This window comes from Rhodoferax mekongensis, assembly GCF_032191775.1.
In the GTDB taxonomy this organism is placed as follows: domain Bacteria; phylum Pseudomonadota; class Gammaproteobacteria; order Burkholderiales; family Burkholderiaceae_C; genus Allorhodoferax; species Allorhodoferax mekongensis.
Map to the genome: position 1 here is coordinate 1,551,044 of NZ_CP132507.1, position 26,850 is coordinate 1,577,893.

Consider the following 26,850-nt stretch of genomic DNA (forward strand, 5'->3'; position numbering starts at 1 on the left):
CCCAGCCCGCAAATTTTTTGGAGCTTTATGCCCGCACGTTTCAAAGCCGTTCTGTTTGACCACGACGGCACCCTGGTCGAATCCGAAGCGGTGCACCATGCGATTTGGAATCAGGTGCTGCAGCCCTATGGCGTGCAGATTCCGGTGGAGTTGTTCATGGCGGACTTCTCGGGTGTGCCCGCCATCACCAACGGCCATGACATCAAGAAGCGCTATGCGCTGGCCCCGGACGCCTCCGAACTGGCCGATACCAAAAACGGCATAACGGCCGAATACCTTGCAACCCACGCCTTCCCGCTGATGCCCGGCGTGCGCGAATCATTGACCCGTTTGAATGCAGCCGGTCTACGCAAGGGCGTGGTGACCGGGGCGCGGATGTTCGCCATTGCCGCCACCTTGCGCTCGCACGCGCTGGCTCCGGAGTTTGAGATCGTGATATCTGCGGACGAGGTCGTCCACAGCAAGCCGGCGCCCGAGTGTTACTTGCTTGCGCTGGAAAAGATGGGCTTGCAGGCCCATGAAGCAGTGGCCTTTGAGGACACTGAGCACGGCGTAGCCTCGGCGATTGCGGCGGGGCTGGCCTGTGTGGCGATACCCACCGCCATGTCTGCGGTGCAGGACTTCAGTGCCGCCACCGTGGTGGTGCCGGACATGGCTTTTGCGGTGGATTGGGTGCTCAGGCAGGGCTGAACAAATCCACCCGGTCGGTGATGATGCCGTCCGTGCCCAAGTCGATCAGACGCTGCGCAGCGGACTCGTCGTTCACCGTGTAGCTCAGGGTGCGCATGCCGGCCGCTTTGGCTTGCGTCACGGTGCTGGTGTCCCAGAGCGTGTGCTTGCACACGATGGCCTGGCATCCCAGGCGCAGGGCCGTTTCCAGCCAGCCGCTCCAGAGTTCGTCCAGCAATAAACCACGGGGCAACTCAGGTTGTGTGTCCAGGGCGCCTTCCAGTGCGTCGGGCGCGAAAGAAGTCAGCAGGGGTGGCACGGACTGTCCCGCCCACAGACGGGCGGCGTGCTGTGCCACCACTTCGCCGGTGTGGCGTTCGGTACCCGGGGTGGGCTTGATCTCGATGTTCAGAAAGTAGCCGTTGCGGATGCAGTAGGCGGCAATGCCGTCCAGCGTGGGAATGGTCTCACCTGCGTAGGCGCGGCTGTGCCAAGCGCCGGCATCGAGCCGGCTCAATGTGGCCCAAGGGTGGTTGCCAGCGATGGCCTCATTTGCTACATCTTTGATAGCTACTTGCGCATGATTCACGGGCGCCAGCACCTGATTTGATGCGTTGGTGGTGCGGGCGAGGGTGGCATCGTGCAGTAAAAACGGTACGCCATCGGCGCTGAGCTTCACATCGCATTCGAACATGCGGTAGCCGTGGCCCGCCCCGAGGCGGAAGGCGGCTAGTGTGTTTTCCGGAGCCAGCTTGCCGGCACCCCGGTGGGCTACCCAGCGCGGGTAGGGCCAGGCGGGGAGGTCGAACACGTTTTCCGCACTCATACCGACTCCATTCGCTTACCGGTGGCAGCGTCAAAGTGGTGGATGCGGTCTGTGCGCGGTGTCACATGCAGGGTGCTGCCCAAGGCAGGCACTGCGGCCGACTCTTCAATGCGGATGATGACGGTCTCATCCGCATCCACGGCGTTCAATTTATGCGCCCATTTGCCGTAGATCAGGCGCTCGGCACCCAGCATTTCCACGGCTTCCACTTGCAGGGCCCAGCCGCCAGACGTGATGTCCAGGTGCTCGGGGCGGATGCCGGTGATGACGCCGGGCTTGGCGTCTGGCGCGTTCTTGAGCAGGTTCATGGGCGGCGAGCCGATGAAGCTCGCCACAAAGGTGCTGGCCGGGCGGGTGTAGACCTCTTCGGGCGTGCCGAACTGCTCCATCACGCCGCCATTCATCACGATCATGCGCTGGGCCAGCGTCATGGCTTCCACTTGATCGTGGGTCACAAACAGGCTGGTGATGCCTAGCTCGCGGTGCAGCTTCTGGATTTCCAGCCGGGTCTGGGCGCGCAGCTTGGCGTCCAGGTTGGAGAGCGGCTCGTCAAACAAAAACACCTGGGGCTGGCGCACGATGGCCCGGCCCATGGCTACGCGCTGGCGTTGTCCACCCGACAGGGCTTTGGGTTTGCGCTCCAGGTAGGGGGCCAATTCCAGAATCTTGGCGGCCTTGTCGACTCGCGCCTTGATCTCGTCCATGGGCACATTGGCGATCTTGAGGCCGTAGGCCATGTTGTCGAACACGCTCATGTGCGGGTAGAGCGCGTAGTTCTGGAACACCATGGCGATGTCGCGGTCGCTGGGTTCCAGGTCGTTCACCACCCGCCCACCGATAGAAATCTGGCCGTCGCTGACTTCTTCCAGGCCGGCCACCATGCGCAAGAGCGTGGATTTGCCGCAGCCGCTGGGCCCGACGATGACGATGAATTCACCATCCTGAATCTGGGCGTTCACGCCATGGATGACCTGGTTGGCCGACTTGCCGCTGCCGTAGCGCTTGATGACGTTTTTGAGTTCGATGGAAGCCATAAATCTTTGTTCCTATTACTTTTCGGTGTCCACGAGGCCTTTGACAAACCATTTCTGCATGAGCATGACCACCAACGCGGGTGGCAGCATGGCCAGCATGGCGGTGGCCATGACGATGTTCCATTCGGTCTGGGCGTCGCCGCCAGAGATCATTTGCTTGATACCGATGACCACCGGGTACATGTCTTCCTTGGTGGTGACGAGCAGCGGCCAGAGGTACTGGTTCCAGCCGTAGATGAACTGGATGACAAACAGTGCCGCCATGCTGGTGGCCGACAGAGGCACCAGAATGTCTTTGAAGAATCTCATGGGGCCCGCACCGTCCACTCGCGCGGCTTCCACCAGTTCATCCGGCACGGTCAGGAAAAACTGGCGGAACAAGAAGGTGGCCGTGGCCGACGCAATGAGCGGCACCGTGAGGCCGGCATAGCTGTTGAGCATGCCCAGATCAGCCACTACTTGGTAAGTGGGGCCGATGCGCACTTCTACCGGAAGCATCAATGTGATGAAGATGGCCCAAAAGAAAAACATGCGCGCCGGGAAGCGGAAGTACACGATGGCAAAGGCCGACAGCAGCGAAATGGCGATCTTGCCGATGGAGATGACCAGCGCGGTAATCAGGCTGACCATCATCATGCGGCCCACGGAGGCGTGGCTGCCGCTGCCCTCGCGCCCACCGGTGAGGGCTGTGACGTAGTTGTCCCACATGTGGGCGCCGGGCCACAGCGGCATGGGGGATTGCACCACCGCGTCCGCCGTGTGTGTGGAAGCCACAAAGGTGATGTAGATGGGGAATGCCACGATAAGCACCCCGATGATGAGAATGGCGTGCGACAAAAAGTGCAGCCAGGGGCGACGTTCAACCATGAGATGGCTCCTGCAGGGCCGCCCCAAAGGAGCCATGCGCCCCCTTGGGGGGCAGCGAATACACGTAGTGATGAGCGTGGGGGCGTGTCATTTCAGTAATTCACTTTCTTTTCAACAAAGCGGAACTGCACGACCGTCAATGCGACTACGATCACCATCAGCACCACTGACTGGGCTGCCGAGCCACCCAGGTCCATGGCCTTGAAGCCGTCGAAATACACCTTGTAGACCAGAATGGCAGTGTCTTTGCCCGGGCCACCTTTGGTGGCCGCATCGACGATGGCGAAGGTGTCAAAGAAGGCATACACCACATTGATCACCAGCAGGAAGAAGGTGGTGGGCGACAACAGCGGGAACTGGATGGTCCAGAACCGGCGCCAGGGGCGCGCACCGTCCATGGATGCGGCCTCGATCAGCGATTTGGGGATGCTCTGCAAGCCCGCCAGAAAGAACAAAAAGTTGTAGGAGAGCTGTTTCCATACCGCGGCCATCACGATCAGCGCCATGGCATGGTTGCTATTGAGCAGCGGATCCCAGTTGGCACCCAAGGCGCGTATGCCGTAGCTCACGATGCCGATGCTGGGCGCAAACATGAAGAGCCACAGAACCCCGGCCACCGCAGGGGCTACGGCGTAGGGCCAGATCAGAAAGGTGCGGTAAATGCCCGAGCCTTTGACCACGCGGTCGGCAAAGATCGCCAGCATCAGCGAGATGCTCAGGCCCAACACGGCCACCAATGCCGAGAACACCGCAGTGGTCTTGAAGGAGGCGAGGTAGGAGGCGTCGTTCCAGAGGTTGCGGAAGTTGTCGAGCCCGACAAATTCCACTGAGGTGCCGAAAGCGTCGCTCTGCTGCACCGATTGCATCAGCGCTTGCGCCGCCGGCCAGAAAAAGAAGACCGAGATGACGATGACCTGCGGTGCAATCAGCACCCAGGGTAGCCACGCGGATTTGAATACCACCCGTTTTTCGTTAGCCATAGTTGTTATGCAAGGTGTGGGGACCCAAACTGGGATTCCGGAAATAGAAAAACGGAGTAGCCTCCGCAGCGGCCACTCCGTTCATTCAAAAAACGCTTTATTTGTTGGCTTTTTCGAAGCGTGCCAACAATTCGTTGCCACGGGTCACGATGGCGTCCAAGGCCTCTTTGGCAGTTTTCTTGCCGGCCCAGACGTTTTCGAGTTCTTCGTCTTCGATGGCTCGGATCTGCACATAGTTACCCAAGCGGATGCCGCGGGACTTGTCCGTCACCTTGCGGATCATCTGGTTCACGGCCACATCGGTACCGGGGTTTTCTTTGTAGAAGCCGGACTTTTCGGTCAGCTCAAAGGCCGCAGTCGTGATCGGTAGGTAGCCGGTGCGCTTGTGGCTGGCAGACTGCACTTCGGGCTTGGAGATGAAGTCGAAGAACTTGGCAATACCTTTGTACTCTTCCGCTTTCTTGCCGGCCATGACCCACAAGCTGGCACCGCCGATGACGGTGTTTTGAGGCGCGCCGGGAACGTCCTTGTAGTAGGGCAGGGGGGCAATGCCGTAGGCAAACTTGGCATTCTTCTTCACGTTGCCGTAAAAGCCGCTCGACGTGGTCATCATGGCGCATTCGCCGGAGACGAAGCTGGCTTCGGGCACGTTGCCGCGGCCCTTGTACACGAACAAGCCTTGCTTGGCCATGTTGGCCAGGTTTTCGATGTGGCGCACGTGCAGGGGGGAGTTGATCTTCAGGCGGGCGTCTGTGCCGGCCAGGCCGTTTTGCTTGGTCGCGAATTCGACGTTGTGCCAGGCAGAGAAGCTTTCCAGCTGGGTCCAGCCTTGCCATGCAATCGAAATAGGGCACTTGTGGCCACTGGCTTTGAGCTTGGCGGCTGCCAGAGCCACATCGCCCCAGGTGGAAGGGGCTTGGTCTGGGTTGAGGCCGGCTGCCTTGAAGGCGTCCTTGTTGTAATAGAAGATGGTGGTGGAGCTATTGAAAGGGAAGCTCAACATCTGGCCATTGGGCGCGGTGTAGTAGCCGGCTACAGCAGGCACGTACACCTTGGGATCGAATTTGTAGCCCGCGTCTGCCATGACTTTGCCGACGGGAACCACGGCGCCCTTGCTGGCCATCATGGTGGCAGTGCCCACTTCAAACACCTGGAGGATGTGGGGTGCGTTGCCTGCGCGGAAAGCGGCAACCGCAGCGGTCATGGATTCGTCGTAGGTCCCCTTGAAGGTAGGAACAATTTTGTAGTCTTTCTGGCTGGCGTTGAATTCCTTGGCCAGGTCGTTCACCCATTCGCCGTTCACGGCGGTCATGGAGTGCCACCACTGAATTTCGGTCTGGGCTTGGGCGATGCCAGGGATGGCGAATGCGGCCGCGGATACGGCAGCAATGGAAAGAGCTCTGCGGGTCATGGACATGGTTGCCTCCTGAATGTCGAATGCGGCGATGCTAGATGCGCTGCATGTCAAAAATGTGTCACTCTCATTACAACCTGATAATTTTGACCGATTGGTCAGGGGTTTCCATTAGAAAACCCCGTGTATAGGCGGTGCGGTACCATCGCAGACCTACCAAAAAAGGCCGTGTTGGGGCCTTTGGCAGCTACTAAACACCCTGATGAACGCTCCCACCTCGCTCAACCACCTCCTCAGCGCCGCCAAGCCGGGCGCTCACGCGCAAGAGCGCATCCGCGAAATTCCGTACAACTACACGTCTTTTTCCGACCGGGAAATCGTGATTCGTTTGCTGGGCTCTCACAGCTGGGAGCTGTTGAACCAGCTGCGTGGCGAACGCCAGACCGGCCGTTCCGCCCGCATGCTCTACGAGGTGCTGGGCGATGTGTGGGTGGTGCAACGCAACCCCTACCTGCAGGACGACCTGCTGGACAACCCCAAGCGCCGCGGCCAGTTGGTCGACGCCTTGAACCACCGCCTCTCCGAGGTGGAAAAGCGCCGCACCCCAGAGGCCGACCCCGAGCGGGACGCCATGGTCGGCCAGCTGCTGGTGGCTGCCCGAGCAGCCGTCAAAGCGTTTGATGCCGCCTTTGTGGAAGTGGCCACCCTGCGCAAGAAGACCCAGAAGCTGCTTTACAAGCTCACCGCCAAAGACAACGTCAAGTTTGACGGTCTCTCGCGCGTAAGCCATGTGACCGACGCAACCGATTGGCGCGTGGAGTATCCCTTTGTAGTGCTGTGCCCGGACTCGGAAGAGGAAATGGCCGGTTTGGTGAAGGGCTGTATCGAACTCGGGCTGACCATCATTCCCCGTGGAGGCGGCACCGGCTACACGGGCGGCGCGATTCCGCTGACTTGGAAGAGCGTGGTCATCAACACCGAAAAGCTCGAAGCCATGACCGAGGTGGAGATGAAACGCCTCCCCGGTCTGGACCGTGACGTGGCCACCGTGTGGTCGGAAGCCGGTGTGGTCACCCAGCGCGTGGCGGATGCCGCCGAGCGCGGCGGTTATGTGTTTGCGGTGGACCCTACGTCCGCCGAGGCCTCGTGCATTGGCGGCAACATCGCCATGAATGCGGGCGGCAAAAAAGCCGTTCTGTGGGGCACTGCGCTGGACAACCTGGCCAGCTGGCGCATGGTGACGCCGCAGGCCGAGTGGCTGGAAGTGACCCGCATCAACCACAACATGGGCAAGATCCATGACGTGGAAGTGGCTAGCTTCGAGTTGCAGTACTACAAGGCAGACGGCAAAACGCCCATCCGCAAAGAGCGCCTGGACATTCCCGGCGCAACCTTCCGCAAGGAAGGCCTGGGCAAGGACGTCACCGACAAGTTCCTGAGCGGCTTGCCCGGTATTCAGAAAGAGGGCACCGACGGCCTGATCACCAGCGCGCGCTGGGTGGTACACAAGATGCCTGCGCACACCCGCACGGTGTGCCTGGAGTTCTTTGGCAACGCCAAGGACGCGGTGCCCAGCATCGTGGACATCAAGGATTTCATGTTCGCCGAGCAAAAGCGCAGCGGCGTGTTGCTGGCCGGCCTGGAGCACTTGGACGACCGCTACCTGAAAGCGGTGGGCTATGCCACCAAGAGCAAGCGCGGCGGCTTCCCCAAGATGGTGTTGTTCGGCGACATTGCCGGCGATAACGCCGACGATGTGGCCCGGGTCACCAGCGAAGTGGTGCGCCTGGCCAACGGTCGTAGCGGGGAAGGCTTTGTAGCCATCAGCCCCGAAGCCCGCAAGAAATTCTGGCTGGACCGCAAGCGCACTGCGGCCATCAGCAAGCACACCAACGCCTTCAAGATCAACGAAGACGTGGTGATCCCGCTGCCCCGCATGGCCGAGTACACCGACGGCATCGAGCGCATCAACATCGAGCTGAGCCTGCAGAACAAGCTGGCCCTGTGCGACGCGCTGACCGAGTTTTTCGAGCGCAGCGATTTGCCCTTGGGCAAGACAGATGACGCCAACGATATTCCGTCGGCCGAGCTGCTGGAAGACCGTGTGGCCCAGGCGCTGGACTTGGTCGCGCAAGTACGCAGCCAGTGGCAGGGCTGGCTGGATGGGGTGGAAACCCTGTTCCCCCAGCTGCAAGACCACAGCCTGCGCGCCAGCTGGAAGACCCAGTTGCGTGCGCCGCTGCAAGCCATCTTTACGGGTGCGGCGTTTGATGCGATCTTGGCGGAGTGCACCGCCATCCACAAGCGCGTGCTCAAAGGCCGCGTCTGGGTAGCGCTGCACATGCACGCCGGCGACGGTAATGTGCACACCAACATCCCCGTCAACAGCGATGACTACGACATGCTGCAAGCCGCCCACGGCGCGGTCAAACGCATCATGGCGCTGGCCCGCAGCCTGGACGGCGTGATCTCCGGCGAGCACGGTATCGGCATCACCAAACTGGAGTTTTTGAGCGAAGCCGAGCTGGCGCCATTTATTGCCTACAAAGCCAAGGTAGACCCCGAAGGCCGCTTCAACAAAGGCAAGCTGCTACGGAATCAGGAGCTGCCCGCGCAGGATGGGGAAGGCTTTGCACCGCATTTGACCGCAGATGGCTCCACCATCTACGCCGACTTGACCAACGCCTACACGCCCTCCTTCGGCCTGATGGGGCACGAGTCCCTGATCATGCAGCAGAGCGATATTGGCGCGATTGCCGATTCGGTGAAAGACTGCCTGCGCTGCGGCAAGTGCAAACCCGTGTGCGCCACCCACGTGCCGCGTGCCAACCTGCTGTACAGCCCGCGCAACAAGATTCTGGCGACTTCGTTGCTGGTGGAAGCTTTTCTTTATGAGGAGCAGACGCGCCGAGGCATCAGCGTGAAGCACTGGGAAGAGTTTGAGGACGTGGCTGACCACTGCACGGTCTGCCACAAGTGCGAATCACCTTGCCCGGTGAAGATCGATTTTGGTGACGTGACCATGAATATGCGCAACCTGTTGCGCAAGATGGGGCAGAAGTCCTTCCGCCCCGGCAACGCGGCCGCCATGTTCTTCTTGAACGCCACCAACCCCGAGACCATCAAGCTGATGCGCTCGGCCATGGTGGGCGTGGGCTTCAAGGCCCAGCGCTTGGCGAATCAGGTCTTGCGCCTAGCTGCCAAAAAGCAGACCGCGAAGCCGCCAGCCACGGTGGGCACCGCGCCCATCAAGGAGCAGGTGATCCATTTCATCAACAAGAAAATGCCTGGCGGCCTGCCCAAGAAAACGGCGCGCGCCTTGCTGGACATTGAAGATGCGGATTACGTGCCCATCATCCGCAACCCGAAGTCCACCACGGCAGAGACCGAGGCGGTGTTCTACTTCCCCGGCTGCGGCTCGGAGCGCCTGTTCAGCCAGGTGGGCTTGGCAACCCAAGCCATGCTCTGGCATGCGGGTGTGCAAACCGTGTTGCCACCGGGCTACCTGTGCTGCGGTTACCCCCAGCGCGGGTCCGGCCAGGCGGACAAGGCCGAAAAAATCATCACCGATAACCGGGTACTGTTCCACCGTGTGGCCAACACGCTGAACTACCTGGACATCAAGACGGTGGTGGTGAGCTGCGGTACCTGCTACGACCAGTTGCAGGGCTACGAGTTCGACAAAATCTTCCCTGGCAGCCGCATCATCGACATCCACGAGTACCTGCTGGAGAAGGGCATTACCCTGGTTCCGGAGGGTGGCGCGGGTGCCGGTTATCTGTACCACGACCCTTGCCACAGCCCCATGAAGCTGCAGGACCCGATGAAGACGGTCAAGGCCCTCGTGGGCGACGCAGTTTTGAAGAATGACCGCTGCTGCGGCGAGTCCGGCACGCTGGGCGTGACCCGCCCCGACATCTCCACCCAAATCCGCTTCCGCAAGGAAGAGGAGTTGCGCAAGGGAGAAACCGCTTTGCGTGCCCTGACCGCGCCCGAGGGACAGTCGCCCAAGGCGGAAGGCAATGTGAAGATATTGACCAGCTGCCCGAGCTGCTTGCAAGGTCTGAGCCGCTACGGCAACGACCTGAACAACGGCTTGCTGGAGGCCGACTACATCGTGGTGGAGATGGCCAACCAGATTCTGGGCAAGGAATGGTTGCCCGAATACGTGCAAACCGCCAATGCCGGTGGCATTGAGCGCGTGCTGGTCTAAGGGGGCGCCATGGCAGGTTTGACCGCTGGCGCGCCGACCCCGCAGGACATCACCGTCCACGGCCAAAGCCGCGTGCTGGAAGTGGGCTTCTCGGACGGGGCGCGCTTTCGCATTCCGTTTGAGCTGATGCGGGTCTACTCGCCGTCTGCTGAGGTGCAGGGCCATGGCCCGGGCCAGGAAACCCTGCAAACCGGCAAGCGCGACGTGGAGCTGGAAGCGCTGGACCCGGTGGGCAACTACGCGGTGCAGCCCCGCTTTTCCGACGGACATGACACCGGTATCTACACCTGGGACTACCTGTATTTTCTGGGTTCCCAGCAGGCTCGCCTGTGGCAGGATTACGAAGACAAGCTCAAGGCCGCGGGCGTTGGGCGCGATGCAGTCATGGCTCCCAAGGGCGGCCACGGCTGTGCCAGCCACTAAGCTTCGACCTGTTTGCTATTGTTTCAGGAGCTGCTCGCGCATATTCCATGAGCGCTAGAGCCCCATTTGGACTAAAACTATGAGTACTACCCATTTCGGTTTCAAGGCGGTCGATGAGTCGGAGAAGGCCCGCCATGTGCGCGGTGTATTTGACTCCGTCGCCCCCAAATACGACCTGATGAACGATCTGATGTCAGCCGGCCTGCACCGCGCCTGGAAGGCTTACACCGTGCTGGTTGCCAACCTCAAAGAGGGCGACAAGGCCTTGGACATTGCCGGCGGCACCGGTGACCTGGCGATGGCTTTTTCCAAGAAAGTCGGCAAGTCGGGCCAGGTGGTGCACACAGATATCAACGAGGCCATGCTCTCCACCGGCCGCAACCGTTTGCTGGACGCGGGCATCGTGTTGCCCACGCTGGTTTGCGATGCAGAGAAGTTACCCTTCCCCGACAACTACTTCAATGTGGTCAGCGTGGCCTTCGGCTTGCGCAACATGACCCACAAAGACGTGGCATTGGCAGAAATGCAACGGGTCTTGAAACCGGGTGGCAAGCTGCTGGTGCTGGAGTTTTCCAAGGTGGCGCCCCCCTTGGAGAAAGTGTACGACTGGTACTCCTTCAAGGTGTTGCCGCGCTTGGGCAAGATGATCGCCGGAGATGACGCAAGTTACCGCTATCTGGCGGAGTCCATTCGCATGCATCCGGGCCAGCAAGAGCTAAAGACCATGATGCACAAAGTGGGCTTTGGACATGTGGACTATCACAATTTGACTGGCGGCATTGCCGCCTTGCATGTTGGAATCAAGTGCTGAGATAACTACAAATTTTGGAGAAGACATGAAACTTTGGGCATTGGCTTTGGCAGTCGCGCTGACCCTCTCGGGCTTTGACGCAGAAGCCGCCCGACGCCTGGGCGGAGGCAAGTCGTTGGGCAAGCAGTCGAGCAACGTCACACAACGCGATGCAGCCAGTCCGGCGCCGGCATCTCCCGCTGCGCCCGGTCAGAACGTGAATAACGCAGCCGCCAAACCGGCACCTGCGGCAGCACCCGCCGCCGCGCAGGCGCTCAAGCGTCCTTGGGGTGCCATGTTGGGCGGGCTCGCGGCCGGGTTGGGCTTGGCCTGGCTGGCAAGTTCCCTGGGGCTGGGCGAAGCTTTCGGCAACGTGCTGATGTTCGGTTTGCTGGCGCTGGGTGTGATGATGCTCATCGGCATGTTCATGCGCAGCCGCAAGCCTGCGGCACAGGCTGCTTCCCCGTTTGCCTTTCAGGGTGCTGGCCCAGCTCCGGTGCAGGATTTGAAACAGTACCGGGCCGAGAACGTGGGTAATGATGCTTCTGCCCGGCCCTGGGAGCGGAGCAGCATGGTTTTCGAGGCGCCGCAGCCTGCGGCCCAAGGTGGCTCCATGATCGGCTCGGCGTTGATGGGTTCGCAAACCTGGGGCGTACCAGCTGGATTTGATACTGAGGGTTTCCTCAAATCGGCCAAAGCCAATTTTGTGACGCTGCAAGCGGCCTGGGACCGGTCCGACGTGGCAGCGCTTCGCGCCATGATGACGGACGACATGACCCGCGAAATCCAGACCCAATTGGCCGAGCGCGAGACGCACACGGGTGCCGGCGTGAACCACACCGATGTTGTCATGATTGATGCCCGTTTGCTGGGGATTGAAGAGCTGCCTGATGAGTACATGGCCAGCGTGGAGTTCTCCGGCATGATCCGTGAAGAGCCGTCTGCAGGACCGAGCCCTTTCCGCGAAGTCTGGAACATGACCAAGGCCAAAAACGGCAGCAGTGGCTGGTTAGTGGCAGGTGTGCAGGCTTTACAGTAAAACTTCTCTGGCTCGCCTGCCTCGTCCTGAAACACCGCGGAACCGGCTTCGCTGGTCCGCAGGTGTTGCCCCCTGCAAGGGGGAGGGCGAAGCGACACGTAGTGCGCGCCGCCACGGGGGTGCGCCATAATTCCCTTATGGCAACACAGTCCCCCTTTTCCATGCTGGAAGGTCTCTTCCAGAACCTTCCCTCCGCCCTGACCCCACCGGCTTGGGCCATCGAAGAAAGTCACCGCCGGGTGGTGCTCTTGCTCAACCATGTGCTGCAGCAGGAGCCTCAGGCAATGGAACGGCTGGCGCGCCAGAAAGGCTGCGTCATTCACACCCAGTGGCGTGAATTTACCTTCCGTGTGCAGGCTACCCCCGCCGGTTTGCTGGATCTGGCAGGGGCGGACGCCAAGCCCGACCTGACCCTCACGATTACTGAAGACTCACCTTTTGTGATCGCACAAGCGGTTATGCAGGGTGGCAAGCCGTCTGTGCGCATTGAAGGTGATGTCCAGTTGGCAGCCGAAGTGAACTGGCTGGCAGACCATGTGCGCTGGGATGTGGAGGAGGATCTCTCCAAGATCTTGGGTGATGCTCCTGCCCACATGCTGATGCAGACCTGCCGCACCATGGGCCAAGCCCTGCAGCAGTTTGTCGGCAAGCGCGGCGCTGCGTCGTCGGAATCCAGCGGCAAAGCTCCATGAGCCGCCTCGGCCGCGGGCTGTTCATCGTCTGGGTCGTTCTGCGATACGGGCTGGACGAGCTGGTGCTTACCAGCTTCCAGAAGCCCTGGTTGCGCTTGATTGCCCGCATTGTCTCCATCGGCCGTTCTCTGGATGAGCCGCGCGGGCAGCGTTTGCGCGAAGCGCTGGAGCGGTTGGGGCCCATATTCGTGAAGTTCGGGCAGGTGCTTTCCACCCGCCGGGATTTGCTGCCCTTGGACATCGCCAACGAACTTGCCAAGCTGCAAGACCGCGTGCCCCCCTTCGACTCGGAGGTGGCGGTCGCCACCATCGAGCGCGCTCTGGGAAAGCCGGTGTCCGAGATTTTTGTGTCGTTCGAGCGTACGCCGGTGGCCAGTGCATCGATTGCGCAGGTGCACTTTGCGGTGTTGAAGGATCGTGCCGGCCGTGAGCGCGAGGTCGCTGTCAAGGTGCTGCGACCCGACATGCTGGGTGTGATCGACAAAGACTTGGCACTCATGCGCATGATGGCCGGCTGGGTCGAGGGGCTGTCGGCAGACGGCAAGCGCCTCAAACCCCGCGAGGTGGTGGCCGAGTTCGACAAGTACCTGCATGATGAGCTGGATCTGGTCCGTGAAGCATCAAGTGCCGCACAACTGCGGCGCAATATGGAGGGGCTGGAATTGGTCCTGATCCCGGAGATGCTCTGGGACTTTTGCACGACCGAAGTGCTGGTCATGGAGCGCATGCATGGTGTGCCGATCAGCCATATCGACAAACTTCGCGAGGCCGGGGTGGATGTACCCAAGTTGGCCCGTGATGGAGTGACCTTGTTTTTCACCCAGGTCTTTCGCGATGGCTTTTTCCATGCCGACATGCACCCGGGCAATATCCAGATCAGTCTCGCGCCGGAGACCTTTGGTCGCTACATCTCGCTGGATTTCGGCATCGTCGGCACTTTGACCGAAGTGGACAAGGAATACCTCGCGCAGAACTTTGCGGCCTTCTTCCGCCGGGATTACAAGCGTGTCGCGGAGTTGCATATTGAGTCCGGCTGGGTGCCCGCTGCCACTCGGGTGGATGAGTTGGAAGCCGCTGTCCGCGCTGTGTGTGAGCCGTATTTTGACCGGCCGCTCAAAGAGATTTCTCTGGGCATGGTGCTGATGCGCTTGTTCCAGACCTCCCGCCGCTTCCACGTGGAGATTCAGCCTCAGTTGGTTTTGCTGCAAAAAACCCTGCTCAATATCGAAGGTTTGGGCCGGGATCTGGATCCGGATCTGGATTTGTGGGCGACGGCCAAGCCCTTCCTGGAGCAATGGATGCTGCAGCAGGTGGGGCCGCAAAAGCTGATTCACGAGCTCAAAGCCCAAGCCCCGCGGTATGCCAAATTGTTGCCGGAGCTACCGGGGTTGCTGCATCAGTATCTCCAGCGCCAAGGTGGTGGCAACGAAGAGCTGATGCGAGAGCTGCTGCAAGAGCAAAAACGTACCAACCGCCTGTTGCAAACCTTGGTGGCAGTGGTCATCGGTTTCTCCGTAGGATTGGTGCTCGTACAGCTGTGGGCGCGTATTCGGATGTTTTGATGCGGCACCTATAATTGAGGGTTTTGCAACTTCAGGTCTGAGCTCTACTTCCATGCCCATTTACGCCTACAAATGCGAGTCCTGCGGATTTGCCAAGGATGTATTGCAGAAAATCTCCGATGCACCGCTGCAGGATTGCCCGCAGTGCCAAGCGCCTGCATTCAAGAAACAACTGACGGCCGCCGGTTTTCAGCTCAAGGGCTCCGGCTGGTACGTGACAGATTTCAAAGGCGGCAGCGCGCCGGCGACCGGTGTGGCTCCAGCCACAGGCGATAGCCCAGCGGCCAAGCCTGCAGAAGCCAAATCTGAAGCGCCTGCAGCAGCCCCTGCAGCGCCCAGCACCCCCTCATCCACCTCGTGAAGCGGAGCACCTGTGCCCATTAAGAAATACCTGCTTACCGGCCTGATGGTCTGGTTGCCGCTGGCCATCACCATTTGGGTGTTGTTGTGGCTTGTCGGTCTGCTGGACGCGGTATTCGCAGGTTTCTTGAATGGGATCTCCGCCATCACACCTACGACCTCCGCGCCAACCATTGAGCGACTGCATGGCATTCCAGGCTTGGGTGTGGTTTTGGTGTTCGCTGCATTGTTGGTGACCGGCGCGCTGGTCTCCAATGTGGCAGGGCGCTGGTGGGTGAAGCAATGGGACAAATTGTTCACCAACATTCCCATCGTCAAATCCATCTACAACAGCGTGAAGAAGGTGTCTGACACCCTGTTCTCCAGCAATGGAAATGCCTTCCGCACTGCATTGTTGATCCAGTATCCCCGTCAAGGAAGCTGGACCATCGGTTTTCAGACCGGTACGCCCAGCGGAGAAGTTGCATCACATCTGGGGGATGAATTTGTCAGTGTTTACGTACCGACCACGCCTAACCCGACCAGTGGTTTCTTTTTGATGCTGCCCCGCAAAGACGTGATCGAACTCGAAATGAGTGTGGATGAGGCATTGACCTATGTCATTTCCATGGGGTCGGTAGCGCCCAGCGCGCCTGTTCCCTCTGCCGCCACAGCCCCTCAATAACCTTATTACTAACCCGCCGCACTCCAAGCGGCGAATTGAAAGCACTCTATGGCTATGCGTTCTCATTATTGCGGTCTCGTGACCGAAGCCCTGTTGGGCCAAACCGTGACTCTGTGTGGTTGGGTCAATCGTCGTCGTGACCACGGTGGTGTGATTTTTGTGGACGTGCGTGACCGCGAAGGCTACGTGCAAGTGGTTTGCGATCCGGACCGTGCCGACATGTTCAAGGTGGCCGAGGACATCCGTAACGAATACTGCGTGCAGATCAAGGGTTTGGTGCGTGCGCGCCCCGAAGGCACCACCAATGACAGCCTCAAGAGCGGCAAGATTGAAGTGCTGTGCCATGAACTGATCGTACTGAACGAATCGGTGACTCCTCCGTTCCAATTGGACGAAGACAACCTGTCTGAAACCACCCGCCTGACCCACCGCGTGTTGGATCTGCGCCGTCCTTACATGCAAAACAACCTGATGCTGCGCTACCGCGTGGCCATGGAAGTGCGCAAGTTCCTGGACGCCAACGGTTTTGTGGACATCGAAACCCCGATGTTGACCAAGAGCACGCCTGAAGGCGCGCGTGACTACCTGGTGCCCAGCCGTGTGCATGATGGCCAGTTCTTCGCGCTGCCCCAGTCGCCCCAGTTGTTCAAGCAGCTGCTGATGGTGGCGGGCTTTGACCGCTATTACCAGATCACCAAGTGCTTCCGCGACGAAGACTTGCGCGCGGACCGTCAGCCAGAATTCACCCAGATCGATATCGAAACCTCTTTCCTGACCGAAGAGGACATCCGTGACATGTTCCAAGGCATGATCACCACGGTGTTCAAGAACACCATCGGTGTGGACTTGGGCGAGTTCCCGGTCATGACCTACCAGGATGCGGCCCGTTTGTACGGTTCTGACAAGCCTGACTTGCGCGTGAACCTGCAATTCGCCGAACTCACCGACGTCATGAAGGACGTGGACTTCAAGGTGTTCTCCGGCGCTGCCACCATGAAGGGTGGTCGTGTGGTGGCTTTGCGTATCCCCGGTGGTTCTGCTGAAAACGGCGGTATCAGCCGTGGCGAAATCGACGCCTACACCGAGTTCGTCAAGATCTACGGTGCCAAGGGCTTGGCCTACATCCGCGTGAACGACCTGTCCAAGGGCCGTGATGGTCTGCAAAGCCCTATCGTGAAGAACATCCACGACGCAGCCTTGAATGCAGTGCTGGAGCGCACAGGTGCACAAAATGGCGACCTGATTTTCTTCGGTGCCGACAAGGAAAAAATCGTCAACGACGCCATCGGTGCCCTGCGTATCAAGATCGGCCACAGCGAGTTCGGCAAGAAGAACGGCTTGTTCACCGGCGGTTGGAAGCCATTGTGGGTGGTGGACTTCCCGATGTTTGAATTTGACGAAGAAAGCCAGCGTTACACCGCGGTACACCATCCGTTTACGGCGCCCAAGGAAGGACATGAGGACTGGATGGTCTCTGCACCTGAGAAGTGCATTTCCCAAGGCTACGACATGGTCTTGAATGGCTGGGAAATGGGTGGCGGTTCCGTCCGTATTCACCGTGCAGACGTGCAGCAGAAGGTGTTTGATGCCCTGAAGATCACACCGGAAGAAGCCCAGCTCAAATTCGGCTTCTTGCTCGATGCATTGCAATACGGCGCCCCACCCCACGGTGGTCTCGCATTCGGTTTGGACCGCATCGTGACTCTGATGACCGGCGCGGAATCTATCCGTGACGTGATCGCTTTCCCCAAGACCCAACGTGCCCAGTGCTTGCTGACCCAGGCTCCGAGCCCGGTGGATGAAAAGCAGCTGCGTGAATTGCATATCCGCTTGCGCAATGTGGATCTGGCCAAAACAGCCTGATACCCAACAGGACCTCTGGCGGGTCATGCACAATGAAAGGGCACTCTTGGAGTGCCCTTTTTCTTTGCGAGACCCATGACGAACCGCTTCAAGATTCCCCAGTCGGTATTGGTGGTGATCCATACCCCGCAGCGTCAGGTGCTTTTGATTCGACGGGTGGAGTCTGATCCCGCCGCGCCGCCTTTCTGGCAGTCGGTAACCGGCGCCAAAGACACGGAGGAAGAGGACTGGGCGTTTACGGCCGCCCGGGAAGTGTGGGAAGAGACAGGGCTGGATTGCAGAACTGGCGGTCCCCTGCAACACAACTTGACGGACTGGGAGCTGGAGAATGTGTACCCCATCTATCCGCGCTGGCTGCACCGCTACGCCCCCGGAGTCACACACAACACCGAGAGGGTGTTCGGTTTGCTCGTTCCTGAAGTATGTGAAGTAACCCTCGCACCTCGGGAGCACACTCACTATTGCTGGCTGCCTCATACAGAGGCAGCCGATTTGTGTTTTTCTCCATCCAATGCCGAAGCGGTATTGCAACTGATGCACATGCCATCCGCCGGTCAGGGGGAGCGCGCATGAAGACCTTGCGGGTGGTGACCTACAACATCCACAAGGGTGTTCAGGGCCTGGGGCCTTTGCGTCGTTTGGAGATCCATAACCTGAGCCACGCCATGCAACTCATGGATGCGGATGTGCTGTGCCTGCAGGAGGTCCGCAAGCTGCACCACCGCGAGGCGCGTCATTTTCCGCATTGGCCGCAAGCTCCGCAGGCGGACTACCTGGCCCCCGCAGGCTACGAGGCCATCTACCGCACCAACGCCATCACACGCCATGGGGAGCATGGCAACGCCTTGCTGAGCAAGTGGCCGGTGGTGCAGCACCAGCATGAAGACATGTCGGACCATCGCCTGGAACAGCGGGGTTTGCTCCATGTGGAGCTGGATGTGGCGGGGCAGAGGGTGCATGTGCTGGTGGTGCATCTGGGGCTTATCCGTGCGGGGCGAGGGCGTCAATTGCAACAACTGACGCAGTTCATTCAACGGGAGATTCCACCGGACGTCCCCCTTTTGGTGGCTGGCGATTTCAATGACTTGCCCGCCTGGGTGGCCCGGCAACTGGCCCCTGCCGGATTAAAAGCGCCTGTGAGCAAGCCATGTGTCACCTTCCCGTCCCGCCTGCCGCTGGTGCAACTCGACCACGTGCTGGCGCGAGGACTCACACCTGTAAGTGCTACAGCGCCCCGGGGCATGAGTTGGGCGCGTATGTCGGACCATCTGCCCTTGATCACGGAGTGGCAGCTGGCATCGGAAACGCCCGCATGTTGAGGTCTGCCGCTTTTGCCTCAGGTCACGAGCTGCAGCTTTTGCAGGGTGGGGGGCAATACTTCCCTGCGTTGATCAGCGCTGTCGATGCCGCGCAGCATGAAGTTCGCTTGGAGACCTATATCTTCCATTTCGATGTCCAAGGCATCCAAGTGGCAGAGGCTTTGGAGCGCGCTGCATTGCGGGGGGTTGCTGTGTATCTGGTGATGGATGGCGTGGGCACACCGGATGTACCGTTGGATTGGCAACTCCGGTGGAACACCAGTGGAGTGCGTTGGCATCAATACGCCCCTCTCGGTTATTTGGGCTTGTTGATTCCGGGGCGCTGGCGGCGAATGCACCGGAAGTTGTGTGTGGTGGACGGCGACTGGGCGTTTTGCGGTGGCATCAACGTGGTGGATGATTTCTTAGACCCCAACCATGGACCGCTGCGGGTGGCACGCTTGGACTATGCGGTTCGGGTGCGCGGCCCCTTGGTGACGCAATGCAGGCAGGCGATGGTGCAGTTTTGGGCCCGATTGGAGGCCAAACTGCAGCTGGAGCAACTGCACTGGAGGGAGATACGCAAGAATTGGCCTGTGTTGGCGTGGCTACCCAGGCCGGCTCTGCCTCTGGTGGCAACTCCGCTGGCCGGCAGCATGGCTGCGTTGGTGCTGCGGGACAATGTCCGGAACCGTACGCGAATTGAACGGGCCTATCTCAAAGCGATCGGTGAGGCCCGGAACGATATCGTCCTGGCCAATGCTTATTTCCTGCCGGGTGTCCGCCTTCGCAGAGCGCTCAAGCACGCGGTGCGCCGTGGTGTTCGCGTACAGGTGGTGGTGCAAGGACAGTACGAATACTTTATGCAGTACCACGCCTCCCGGCCGGTGTTGAGCGAGCTGGTGCAGGCAGGCGTGGAGGTGTACGAATACACCCCGGGATTTCTGCATGCCAAGGTGGCAGTGGTGGATACCATTTGGGCGACGGTCGGTTCGTCCAATCTGGACCCCTTGAGTCTCTTGTTAGCCCGTGAAGCCAATGTGGTGGTCCATGACGTGGATTTCGCCCAGCAACTGGATACAGCCTTGTGTGCTGTCATTCAAACGTCAACACGCCGCTGGGATCTGGCGGCAGACGCAAAACGACCCTGGCACCAGCGGGTGCGGGACCGTCTCGCTTTCGGACTGATGCGGGTTTTGCTCTTCTTTAGTGGTTCCCGCTATTGATTTGATAGCTGCTCGCGCAGTGTTTATGCGCGCTGATTTCAAAAAACCCTAAAAGCCAATCGCTGGTACCATGGCCGGACTTTTATGAAAAAGAAATCTACTATGAGCTCCTCTGACACATTTGAAGGAACGCCGGTTTCCGTCAAAATCCGAGAACGGTTGAAGGCTTCCCGCAAGCGCTTTCACGCCAACGACAACATTGCCGAATACATCCAGCCTGGTGAGCTGGAGACCTTGTTGGACGAGGTCGAAGTCCAGATGCGTGGCGTCTTGAACAGCCTGGTCATCGATATCGAAAACGACCACAACACAGACAACACAGCCCGCCGTGTTGCCAAGATGTACCTCAATGAGGTGTTCCGCGGCCGCTACGTACCCGCACCCACGATCACCGAGTTTCCCAACGTTGGCCACCTCAATGAGTTGATGATCGTCGGCCCCATCACGGTTCGCAGTGCCTGCAGCCACCACTTCTGCCCGGTCATCGGAAAAATCTGGATCGGTGTCATGCCCAATGAGCACACCAATGTGATTGGTTTGTCCAAATATGCGCGCCTCGCTGAGTGGATCATGGGGCGCCCCCAGATCCAGGAAGAGGCCGTGGTGCAGCTTGCTGACCTGATCCAGGAAAAAACCCAGCCGGACGGCTTGGCTATCGTGATGGAAGCCAGCCACTACTGCATGGCCTGGCGCGGTGTTAAGGACATGGACAGCAAGATGATCAACTCGGTCATGCGCGGCGTGTTCCTGAAAGACCCCAATCTGCGCCGCGAATTTCTCTCTCTCATTCCCCAGAAAGGCTAATGCCATGTTGGTCCGTTTGCTCTACGCCAGTCGCGCTATCGATTCCAATCCTGATGCGATCGAAGCCATTCTGGCCCAGTCCCGCAATTACAACCCTACCTGCGGCATCACCGGCATTCTTTGCTACGGTGGCGGCATTTTCCTGCAGGCGATTGAAGGTGGCCGCATGGCGGTCAGCGAGCTGTATGGCCACATCCAGAAAGACGCGCGCCACAAAGATGTCGTGCTATTGCACTATGAAGAGATCACCGAGCGCCGCTTCGGGGGCTGGACCATGGGGCAAGTGAATATGTCCAAAATCAACACTAATATCTTGTTGAAGTATGCAGAGCGCCCTGAGCTGGACCCGTATTCGGTGTCCGGCAAGGTGTCGCTGGCCTTGCTCGAAGAGCTGATGGCAACCGCGTCCATCATCGGGCGCGCCTGATCTGAGCGCATGACGTTCACAGCCCTGGGGCTGGTGATCTTTGCAGGGCTGATCCACGCTAGTTGGAATATTGCAGCCAAAAAAGCGGGAGGTGACTCCCGCTTTGCGTTTTTCACCGCCGTGGTGATGATGGTCTTCTGGGCACCTGTCGGCCTGTGGCTGGGCTGGCAACAAGTGCCTCAGTGGGACGCGCTGGCGTGGGTCTTTATCATTGCCAGCGGCATCATTCACGTCGGTTATTACACCGTGCTGTTACGCGGCTATCGCAAGTCAGATTTGACGGTCGTGTACCCCCTTGCACGTGGTTCAGGGCCCTTGATGTCCTCATTGTTTGCCATTCTCGTGCTGGGCGAGCATATCTCCGCACTGGGAATGACAGGAGTCTTGGCCGTTGTCGGTGGTGTATTCATGGTGGCTGGCGGGCCCGCACTGTTCCGCCGCTCAGATGAGCCTGCCCGCAATGCGCGCGTGCGTAAAGGAGTGGTCTACGGCTTGGTAACGGGTGTCTTTATTGCCAGCTACACCGTGGTGGACGGCTATGCGGTCAAGGTGCTGCTACTGTCGCCCATCCTGCTGGATTACATGGGCAATTTTGTGCGATTGGTGTTTCTCTTCCCGCCGGTAGTTCGCGACCTGCCCGCTGCCCGGTTGCTCTGGCGTGCGCAATGGAAATACGCAGCGATGGTGGGAATCGTCAGCCCCATTTCCTATGTGCTTGTTTTATATGCCATGCAAACAGCACCCATGAGCCATGTGGCCCCCGCGCGTGAGGTATCCATGTTGTTTGCGGCACTTCTGGGTGGGCAACTGCTGGGCGAGGGCGATCGGATGGCGCGGCTCGCAGGTGCCGCCTGCATTGCCTTCGGCGTGTTCGCTTTGGCGTTAGGGTGAGCCATGGGTTTGTTGGTCGGGTGTGATTTTTCGAGCAGTCCCACATCGCGTAAAGCAATTGTTTGTGCAAGGGGTTCCCAGGCTCGGGGGCGGTTGGTGCTGGAAGGACTGGACAAGCTCCATTCTCTGGAGGCCTTCTCGCAATGGCTGCGCAAAGACCCGGCATGGATCGGTGCGTTTGACCTTCCCTTCGGCCTGCCGCGTGAACTCGTTGTTGCGCTGGGCTGGCCTCTCGAATGGGAGGCCTGTATGCGTCATTACGCTGGCCTGTCGCGGGATGAAATCAGGCGCGTGTTTGCTGCTTTCTGTGACGCACGCCCTGCTGGAGGCAAGTTCGCCCACCGTGCTACTGATGCACCCGCTCAGTCCAGCCCTTCCATGAAATGGGTCAACCCGCCCGTCGCATTCATGCTGCACGCGGGCGTTCCTCGTCTGCTGGAGGCGGGTGTCTATTTGCCCGGCTTGCAGCCCAGGCCCGTTCCTGCGACGGAGGAATCGGTCCGCGTAGGGCTGGAGGCTTACCCCGGCTTGATCGCGCGATCCGTTCTGGGCAATCGCAGCTACAAAAGCGACGACAAAGCCAAGCAGACACCTGACCGTCTCATCGCCCGCAAAGATTTGCTCAATGCCCTGGAAACCGGACAGACCCGTTGGGATGTGCGTTTGAAGCTGAGTCACGCCCAGCGCGATGCGCTCGTCGACGATGCCAGTGGGGACAGTCTCGATGCAGTGTTGTGCTTGTTCTTGGCGGCATGGGCGGAAGTCCAGCACCAACAAGGTCACTTGTTGTACGGCCTTCCACAGGATATGGATCCTTTGGAAGGGTGGATCGTCTCCGCTTAGTTGACCCGCAGGCCGACAGTTTCTTCCACTTTGACCGCCAACTGGGAGATCGCCAAAGCTGCAGGGCTGCCGGGCATCGCTTGCAGTAGCAATTGCCGGCGCATGACGGCTTGGCGTACAGCGGGGTCTGCAGGGATATCGCCCATATGCACCAAACGGACGGGTTTGCCGGTGTCGGTGGTGACAAAACGGTCCAGCACCTGTTGCAACTGGGTGGTAATAGCCCGGCCGTCACCCAAGCGGGCTGTTTGATTGATTACCAGGCGGATGGTTTGTCGTTTCTGTTGGCCCACCAGTACTTTGATGGTGGCATAAGCATCGGTGAGCGATGTGGGCTCGGGGGTTGCCACCACAAGTACCTCAGATGCCAAAGACACGGCGAACAAAACCACGTCGGAAATGCCTGCACCCGTGTCCAGTATCACTACGTCGTAATGCGGCACTAGCCCGTTCATGATGCGCAGAAAGTCACCCCGCACTTCCGGTGTCAGGCGCGAATACTCGACCATGCCAGAGCCTGCCAACAACACCGAGAAGCCGCCCGGCGCCCGGATGATGGCTTCTTCCAGTTTGGCTTTTCCGGTGAACACATCATGCAAAGTGATCTTGGGGTAGAGGTTCAGCACCACATCCAGATTGGCAAGGCCCAAATCTGCGTCCAACACCAGAACCCGTTGGCCACGCTTGGCCATGGCCGCTGCCAGGTTGGCGGAGACAAAAGTTTTACCGACTCCGCCCTTGCCGCTGGTCACGGCAATGACTTTACCGATGGGTTTGAGCGGCACTCCTGGGTTGCCTTCGGCGGATTCGGGTGGATTCAGCACGTCAGACATCAAAATACCCTCTGCATGGCACCGGTGGCATGGCTGCCTTGTGCGTCGCTGGAAACGCTCTCAATCCATGCCGGGTCACCCAAGGACAGGTGACCGAACAAGAGATTCTTCTCTTCTGCACTGACATAAATCTCTTGTTGTTGGTCCAGGAAAACACAGTTGCGACCTTCGCTCTTGGCGCGGTAGAGCTGCATGTCAGCCCTTTCGGTCCATAAGGTGGCGGTGGATCGCACCCACTCAGGGGCGAAGGCACCACCGATACTGACAGTGACCTTGATGGACAAGCCAGGTGCGATGGGAATGGACATTGCTTCGATATGCGCACGGATGCGCTCTGCCACAGCAGTGCCGAAACCGGTATGACAGCTGGGAAGCATGACAGAAAACTCTTCACCGCCGAACCGGGCCACCGTGTCCATGGGGCGCACACAGCCGGTGAGCGCTTTCCCAATCGCTTGCAGCACCTGATCTCCAGCCTGATGTCCGTAGGTGTCATTCACTTTTTTGAAGTGGTCAATATCCAGCATCAAGAGCAGGGCAGGCTCACCGGAGCGGGCAACCACATCAATGGAACGTTCCAGAACGCCGCGGAAGTGGCGACGGTTGGCCAGACCCGTGAGGGGATCTTTCAAGGAGAGTTCGCACAGTCCGTCAATCACCGCTTGCAGGTACGCCGTGGGCGATTCTTCAGGGGAAGGAAGCGAGACGGTGGCATCGTGTTCCAACAGCGCACGTGCATCATCCAAGCGCAGGCGCTGCAGATCGACGAGAGACGGTGGAAACGGTTTAGCCACGATAGATCGGATGGTGTGTGGAAAGTCTAACAGGAAGCCTGAGTTCGTTGGAGGGGGCTCAGACCGCGAAAGCCTGCAATTGGCAGGTTTGGAAGACGCAATTCGCCGTTTGCTAATGGGCGCAGACAGGGCACGAGGGATTGCGGGGTAGCCGCATTTCCGTCCACTCCATGCGCAAGCCATCCAAAAGCAGCAATCTGCCGCGCAGTGTGGTGCTGATACCCAGCACCAGCTTCAAAGCTTCGGCAGCCTGCATGGCGCCGATGACGCCCACCAACGGAGAAAAAACGCCCATGGTCGAGCACTGTGTGGGCGGGGGGGCATCGTCTGGATGAAAGGCGCAGGCATAGCAGGGGGCATCGTCTGCACGGCTGTCATAGACAGAGATTTGCCCATCAAACCGTATGGCAGCTCCAGAGACCAGAGGAACACGTGCGAGCACACATGCCTTGTTAGCGGCTTGACGTGTCGTAAAGTTATCGCTGCAGTCGAGGACGACATCCACCGACTCGAGGTTATCCGCCAGCCAAGCAGCGTCGGCACGGCTTTGAACCACCTCAACCTGCGTCAGTGGGTTGATTGCCTGCAGACTTGCTGAAGCAGACAGGACCTTGGCTTGCCCCACGCTGTGGGTGGTGTGGATGATTTGCCGCTGGAGGTTGGTCAGATCTACTGTGTCGGGGTCAATCAACGTGATCTTGCCGATACCCGCTGCGGCAAGGTACATCGCGGCGGGTGCGCCCAAGCCACCGGCTCCGATGATCAGTGCGTGGGCGCCGCAAATGCGCTCTTGGCCTTCAATGCCGATGTCGTCCAGCAGAATGTGCCGCGAGTACCGAAGCAGCTCGGTGTCCTGCATGGGGAATCAGTTGTCTTTGACTTCTTCTTTGCGCTCAACTTGCGTTTTGCTCACCAGCACAGGCTTGCCTTTGAGGTGGTTGATCGCCTGGATCAGTTGGAAGTCCTTGTCCGAACCGAATTCAGGCACCTTGCGGTCCGCGGCTGGTTTGCGGGACTCTTCCTCCAGACGCTTCAATGCGTCTTCGCGTGCTTTTTCACGGGCGGCATCTTTCTTCTCTTCGCCCTGACCGCTGGACAGGTGCTTCTCGAGGTCCGCTTCGCGCATGCGCAGTGCGGCGTATGGGCTGCCTTCTTCGGTTTCATCCACCATCACGTCAGGCACGATGCCCTTGGCTTGGATGGAACGCCCGCTTGGTGTGTAGTAGCGCGACGTGGTGATCTTGAGGCCGGTGTCCGGTCCCAAAGGTCGGAACGTTTGAACAGAGCCCTTGCCGAATGACTGGGTTCCCATGATGGTGGCGCGTTTGTGGTCCTGCAAAGCCCCGGCCACGATTTCACTGGCAGAGGCAGAGCCTTCATTGACGAGAACCACCAAGGGTACCTTTTTCAGTGCTGCAGGCAAAGTCTTCAGGGCGTCTGCGCCTGCCAGGCCGCGTATGTCAGATGCTGTGGCACGCAGGACTTGTTTGCTCTCAGGCGTTTGGCCGTTGGTGGAGACTACGGTCACATTTTCGGGTAAGAACGCGGCAGACATCGCGACAGCGGACGTCAGCAAACCACCCGGATCATTGCGGAGGTCCAGTACCAAGCCTTTGATCTTGGGGTCCTGTTTGTAGATCTCATCCACTTTCTTGGCGAAATCCTCAAAACTGCGTTCCTGGAACTGGCTGACGCGTATCCATGCATAGCCAGGCTCTACCACCTTGCCGCGAACCGATTGCTGCTTGATTTCTTCCCGCGTGATGGTGACGGGGAAAGTCCTGTTTTCATCTTTGCGGTAGATGGTCAACAGAACCTTGGTGTTGGGTTCGCCGCGCATGCGCTTGACTGCTTCATTGAGCGTCAGGCCCTTGACCGCAGTGTCATCGATCTTGGTGATCAGGTCGTTGGTTTTGAGACCCGCGCGAAAAGCGGGGGAGCCTTCGATCGGCGAGACGATTTTGACCAAGCCGTCTTCTTGGGTGATTTCAATGCCGACACCCACAAACTTGCCGGAAGTGCCTTCGCGGAATTCTTTGAACGATTTCTTGTCGAAGTACTGGGAGTGCGGGTCCAGGCTGGCCACCATGCCGGTGATGGCGTCAGTAATCAGCTTCTTTTCGTCGACCGGCTCCACATAGTCGCTTTTGACCATGCCGAATACGGTTGCGAGCTGCTGAAGCTCCTCCAAGGGAAGCGGCGCCAGTGAGTTGCGCGCAACCGTCTGCAGTGAGACTGTTGTCAGAGCTCCGGCAACAACGCCCAATGCAACCCAGCCTGTGATTTTCAGTTTGTGACCCATAGTTCTTCCTGTGCCGCGCCAATATACACCTTGGAGCGCGCTGGTTCGTCTGGGTTCCCACGATGTCCTGCAAAAACGCCCGCAATGGCGGGCGTT

The 26,850-nt window shown here is 59.3% G+C and carries 26 protein-coding genes; 17 read left to right on the plus strand and 9 right to left on the minus strand.

All coding sequences use genetic code 11. From position 1 onward, the window contains the following. Nucleotides 1-27: 27 nt before the first annotated feature. Nucleotides 28-690, plus strand: a complete 663-nt coding sequence (locus tag RAN89_RS07625) for an HAD family hydrolase (protein ID WP_313868998.1) — start codon at nucleotides 28-30, stop codon at nucleotides 688-690. Here RAN89_RS07625 and ugpQ read toward each other — a convergent pair. From ugpQ to ugpB, 5 genes are all read right to left on the minus strand, one after another. Further along, complete coding sequence (gene ugpQ / locus RAN89_RS07630) at nucleotides 677-1,495, minus strand: glycerophosphodiester phosphodiesterase (protein WP_313868999.1); 819 nt, start codon at nucleotides 1,493-1,495, stop codon at nucleotides 677-679. The genes RAN89_RS07625 and ugpQ overlap by 14 nt on opposite strands. Further along, complete coding sequence (gene ugpC, locus RAN89_RS07635; RefSeq protein ID WP_313869000.1) at nucleotides 1,492-2,529, minus strand: sn-glycerol-3-phosphate ABC transporter ATP-binding protein UgpC; 1,038 nt, start codon at nucleotides 2,527-2,529, stop codon at nucleotides 1,492-1,494. The genes ugpQ and ugpC overlap by 4 nt, the downstream gene beginning before the upstream one ends. 15 nt (nucleotides 2,530-2,544) lie before the next feature. Then, nucleotides 2,545-3,396: a sn-glycerol-3-phosphate ABC transporter permease UgpE gene (ugpE, locus tag RAN89_RS07640; protein ID WP_313869001.1), complete on the minus strand. Its 852-nt coding sequence runs from the start codon at nucleotides 3,394-3,396 to the stop codon at nucleotides 2,545-2,547. Between the two features lie 92 nt (nucleotides 3,397-3,488). After that, the gene (ugpA, locus tag RAN89_RS07645; protein ID WP_313869002.1) at nucleotides 3,489-4,376 is read right to left on the minus strand and encodes a sn-glycerol-3-phosphate ABC transporter permease UgpA; all 888 of its coding nucleotides are present in this window, start codon (nucleotides 4,374-4,376) and stop codon (nucleotides 3,489-3,491) included. A 97-nt stretch (nucleotides 4,377-4,473) separates the two neighbouring features. Next, on the minus strand, nucleotides 4,474-5,787 hold the full coding sequence (ugpB, locus tag RAN89_RS07650) for a sn-glycerol-3-phosphate ABC transporter substrate-binding protein UgpB (protein WP_313869359.1): 1,314 nt from the start codon (nucleotides 5,785-5,787) through the stop codon (nucleotides 4,474-4,476). A gap of 205 nt (nucleotides 5,788-5,992) precedes the next feature. Between ugpB and RAN89_RS07655 the strand changes: the two genes are divergently transcribed. The 16 genes from RAN89_RS07655 to RAN89_RS07730 all read left to right on the plus strand — a co-directional run bounded on the left by RAN89_RS07655 (nucleotide 5,993) and on the right by RAN89_RS07730 (nucleotide 22,825). Further along, the gene (locus tag RAN89_RS07655; protein ID WP_313869003.1) at nucleotides 5,993-9,943 is read left to right on the plus strand and encodes a DUF3683 domain-containing protein; all 3,951 of its coding nucleotides are present in this window, start codon (nucleotides 5,993-5,995) and stop codon (nucleotides 9,941-9,943) included. A gap of 9 nt (nucleotides 9,944-9,952) precedes the next feature. Beyond that, nucleotides 9,953-10,366 (plus strand): gamma-butyrobetaine hydroxylase family protein, encoded by a 414-nt coding sequence (locus tag RAN89_RS07660; RefSeq protein WP_087496595.1) that lies wholly within the window; start codon nucleotides 9,953-9,955, stop codon nucleotides 10,364-10,366. A gap of 79 nt (nucleotides 10,367-10,445) precedes the next feature. Beyond that, entirely contained in the window at nucleotides 10,446-11,177 is a 732-nt protein-coding gene (gene ubiE, locus RAN89_RS07665; protein WP_313869004.1) for a bifunctional demethylmenaquinone methyltransferase/2-methoxy-6-polyprenyl-1,4-benzoquinol methylase UbiE, read from the plus strand. Between the two features lie 25 nt (nucleotides 11,178-11,202). Beyond that, nucleotides 11,203-12,195, plus strand: coding sequence for a Tim44 domain-containing protein (locus tag RAN89_RS07670; RefSeq protein WP_313869005.1), 993 nt, complete (start codon nucleotides 11,203-11,205; stop codon nucleotides 12,193-12,195). A gap of 137 nt (nucleotides 12,196-12,332) precedes the next feature. Further along, nucleotides 12,333-12,887 (plus strand): ubiquinone biosynthesis accessory factor UbiJ, encoded by a 555-nt coding sequence (locus tag RAN89_RS07675; protein ID WP_313869006.1) that lies wholly within the window; start codon nucleotides 12,333-12,335, stop codon nucleotides 12,885-12,887. After that, nucleotides 12,884-14,449: a ubiquinone biosynthesis regulatory protein kinase UbiB gene (gene ubiB, locus RAN89_RS07680; protein WP_313869007.1), complete on the plus strand. Its 1,566-nt coding sequence runs from the start codon at nucleotides 12,884-12,886 to the stop codon at nucleotides 14,447-14,449. The genes RAN89_RS07675 and ubiB overlap by 4 nt, the downstream gene beginning before the upstream one ends. Nucleotides 14,450-14,501: 52 nt before the next feature. Continuing rightward, a complete protein-coding gene (locus RAN89_RS07685; RefSeq protein WP_313869008.1) occupies nucleotides 14,502-14,810 on the plus strand; it encodes an FmdB family zinc ribbon protein in 309 nt (102 codons plus the stop codon). An 18-nt stretch (nucleotides 14,811-14,828) separates the two neighbouring features. After that, on the plus strand, nucleotides 14,829-15,473 hold the full coding sequence (locus RAN89_RS07690; RefSeq protein WP_313869360.1) for a DUF502 domain-containing protein: 645 nt from the start codon (nucleotides 14,829-14,831) through the stop codon (nucleotides 15,471-15,473). Between the two features lie 48 nt (nucleotides 15,474-15,521). Continuing rightward, nucleotides 15,522-17,336: an aspartate--tRNA ligase gene (gene aspS / locus RAN89_RS07695; RefSeq protein ID WP_313869009.1), complete on the plus strand. Its 1,815-nt coding sequence runs from the start codon at nucleotides 15,522-15,524 to the stop codon at nucleotides 17,334-17,336. A 75-nt stretch (nucleotides 17,337-17,411) separates the two neighbouring features. Then, nucleotides 17,412-17,909, plus strand: coding sequence for a dihydroneopterin triphosphate diphosphatase (gene nudB / locus RAN89_RS07700; RefSeq protein ID WP_313869010.1), 498 nt, complete (start codon nucleotides 17,412-17,414; stop codon nucleotides 17,907-17,909). Next, the gene (locus tag RAN89_RS07705) at nucleotides 17,906-18,655 is read left to right on the plus strand and encodes an endonuclease/exonuclease/phosphatase family protein (RefSeq protein ID WP_313869011.1); all 750 of its coding nucleotides are present in this window, start codon (nucleotides 17,906-17,908) and stop codon (nucleotides 18,653-18,655) included. The genes nudB and RAN89_RS07705 overlap by 4 nt, the downstream gene beginning before the upstream one ends. Then, a complete protein-coding gene (clsB, locus tag RAN89_RS07710) occupies nucleotides 18,649-19,860 on the plus strand; it encodes a cardiolipin synthase ClsB (protein ID WP_313869012.1) in 1,212 nt (403 codons plus the stop codon). Before RAN89_RS07705 ends, clsB begins: the two co-directional genes overlap by 7 nt. 102 nt (nucleotides 19,861-19,962) lie before the next feature. Next, a complete protein-coding gene (folE, locus tag RAN89_RS07715; protein ID WP_232459865.1) occupies nucleotides 19,963-20,664 on the plus strand; it encodes a GTP cyclohydrolase I in 702 nt (233 codons plus the stop codon). 4 nt (nucleotides 20,665-20,668) lie between these two features. Continuing rightward, nucleotides 20,669-21,091 (plus strand): BLUF domain-containing protein, encoded by a 423-nt coding sequence (locus RAN89_RS07720; RefSeq protein ID WP_313869013.1) that lies wholly within the window; start codon nucleotides 20,669-20,671, stop codon nucleotides 21,089-21,091. Between the two features lie 9 nt (nucleotides 21,092-21,100). After that, on the plus strand, nucleotides 21,101-21,982 hold the full coding sequence (locus tag RAN89_RS07725; protein WP_313869014.1) for a DMT family transporter: 882 nt from the start codon (nucleotides 21,101-21,103) through the stop codon (nucleotides 21,980-21,982). 3 nt (nucleotides 21,983-21,985) lie between these two features. Beyond that, nucleotides 21,986-22,825: a DUF429 domain-containing protein gene (locus tag RAN89_RS07730; protein ID WP_313869015.1), complete on the plus strand. Its 840-nt coding sequence runs from the start codon at nucleotides 21,986-21,988 to the stop codon at nucleotides 22,823-22,825. On the opposite strand, the gene RAN89_RS07735 is transcribed toward RAN89_RS07730, so the two are convergent. From RAN89_RS07735 to RAN89_RS07750, 4 genes are all read right to left on the minus strand, one after another. Next, a complete protein-coding gene (locus RAN89_RS07735; RefSeq protein ID WP_087496609.1) occupies nucleotides 22,822-23,658 on the minus strand; it encodes a MinD/ParA family protein in 837 nt (278 codons plus the stop codon). The two genes, RAN89_RS07730 and RAN89_RS07735, sit on opposite strands and share 4 nt — an antisense overlap. Beyond that, a complete protein-coding gene (locus RAN89_RS07740) occupies nucleotides 23,658-24,452 on the minus strand; it encodes a GGDEF domain-containing protein (RefSeq protein ID WP_313869016.1) in 795 nt (264 codons plus the stop codon). Before RAN89_RS07740 ends, RAN89_RS07735 begins: the two co-directional genes overlap by 1 nt. 112 nt (nucleotides 24,453-24,564) lie before the next feature. Beyond that, nucleotides 24,565-25,311, minus strand: coding sequence for a HesA/MoeB/ThiF family protein (locus RAN89_RS07745; RefSeq protein ID WP_313869017.1), 747 nt, complete (start codon nucleotides 25,309-25,311; stop codon nucleotides 24,565-24,567). A gap of 6 nt (nucleotides 25,312-25,317) precedes the next feature. Continuing rightward, entirely contained in the window at nucleotides 25,318-26,754 is a 1,437-nt protein-coding gene (locus tag RAN89_RS07750) for a S41 family peptidase (protein WP_313869018.1), read from the minus strand. Between the last annotated feature and the right edge of the window lie 96 nt (nucleotides 26,755-26,850).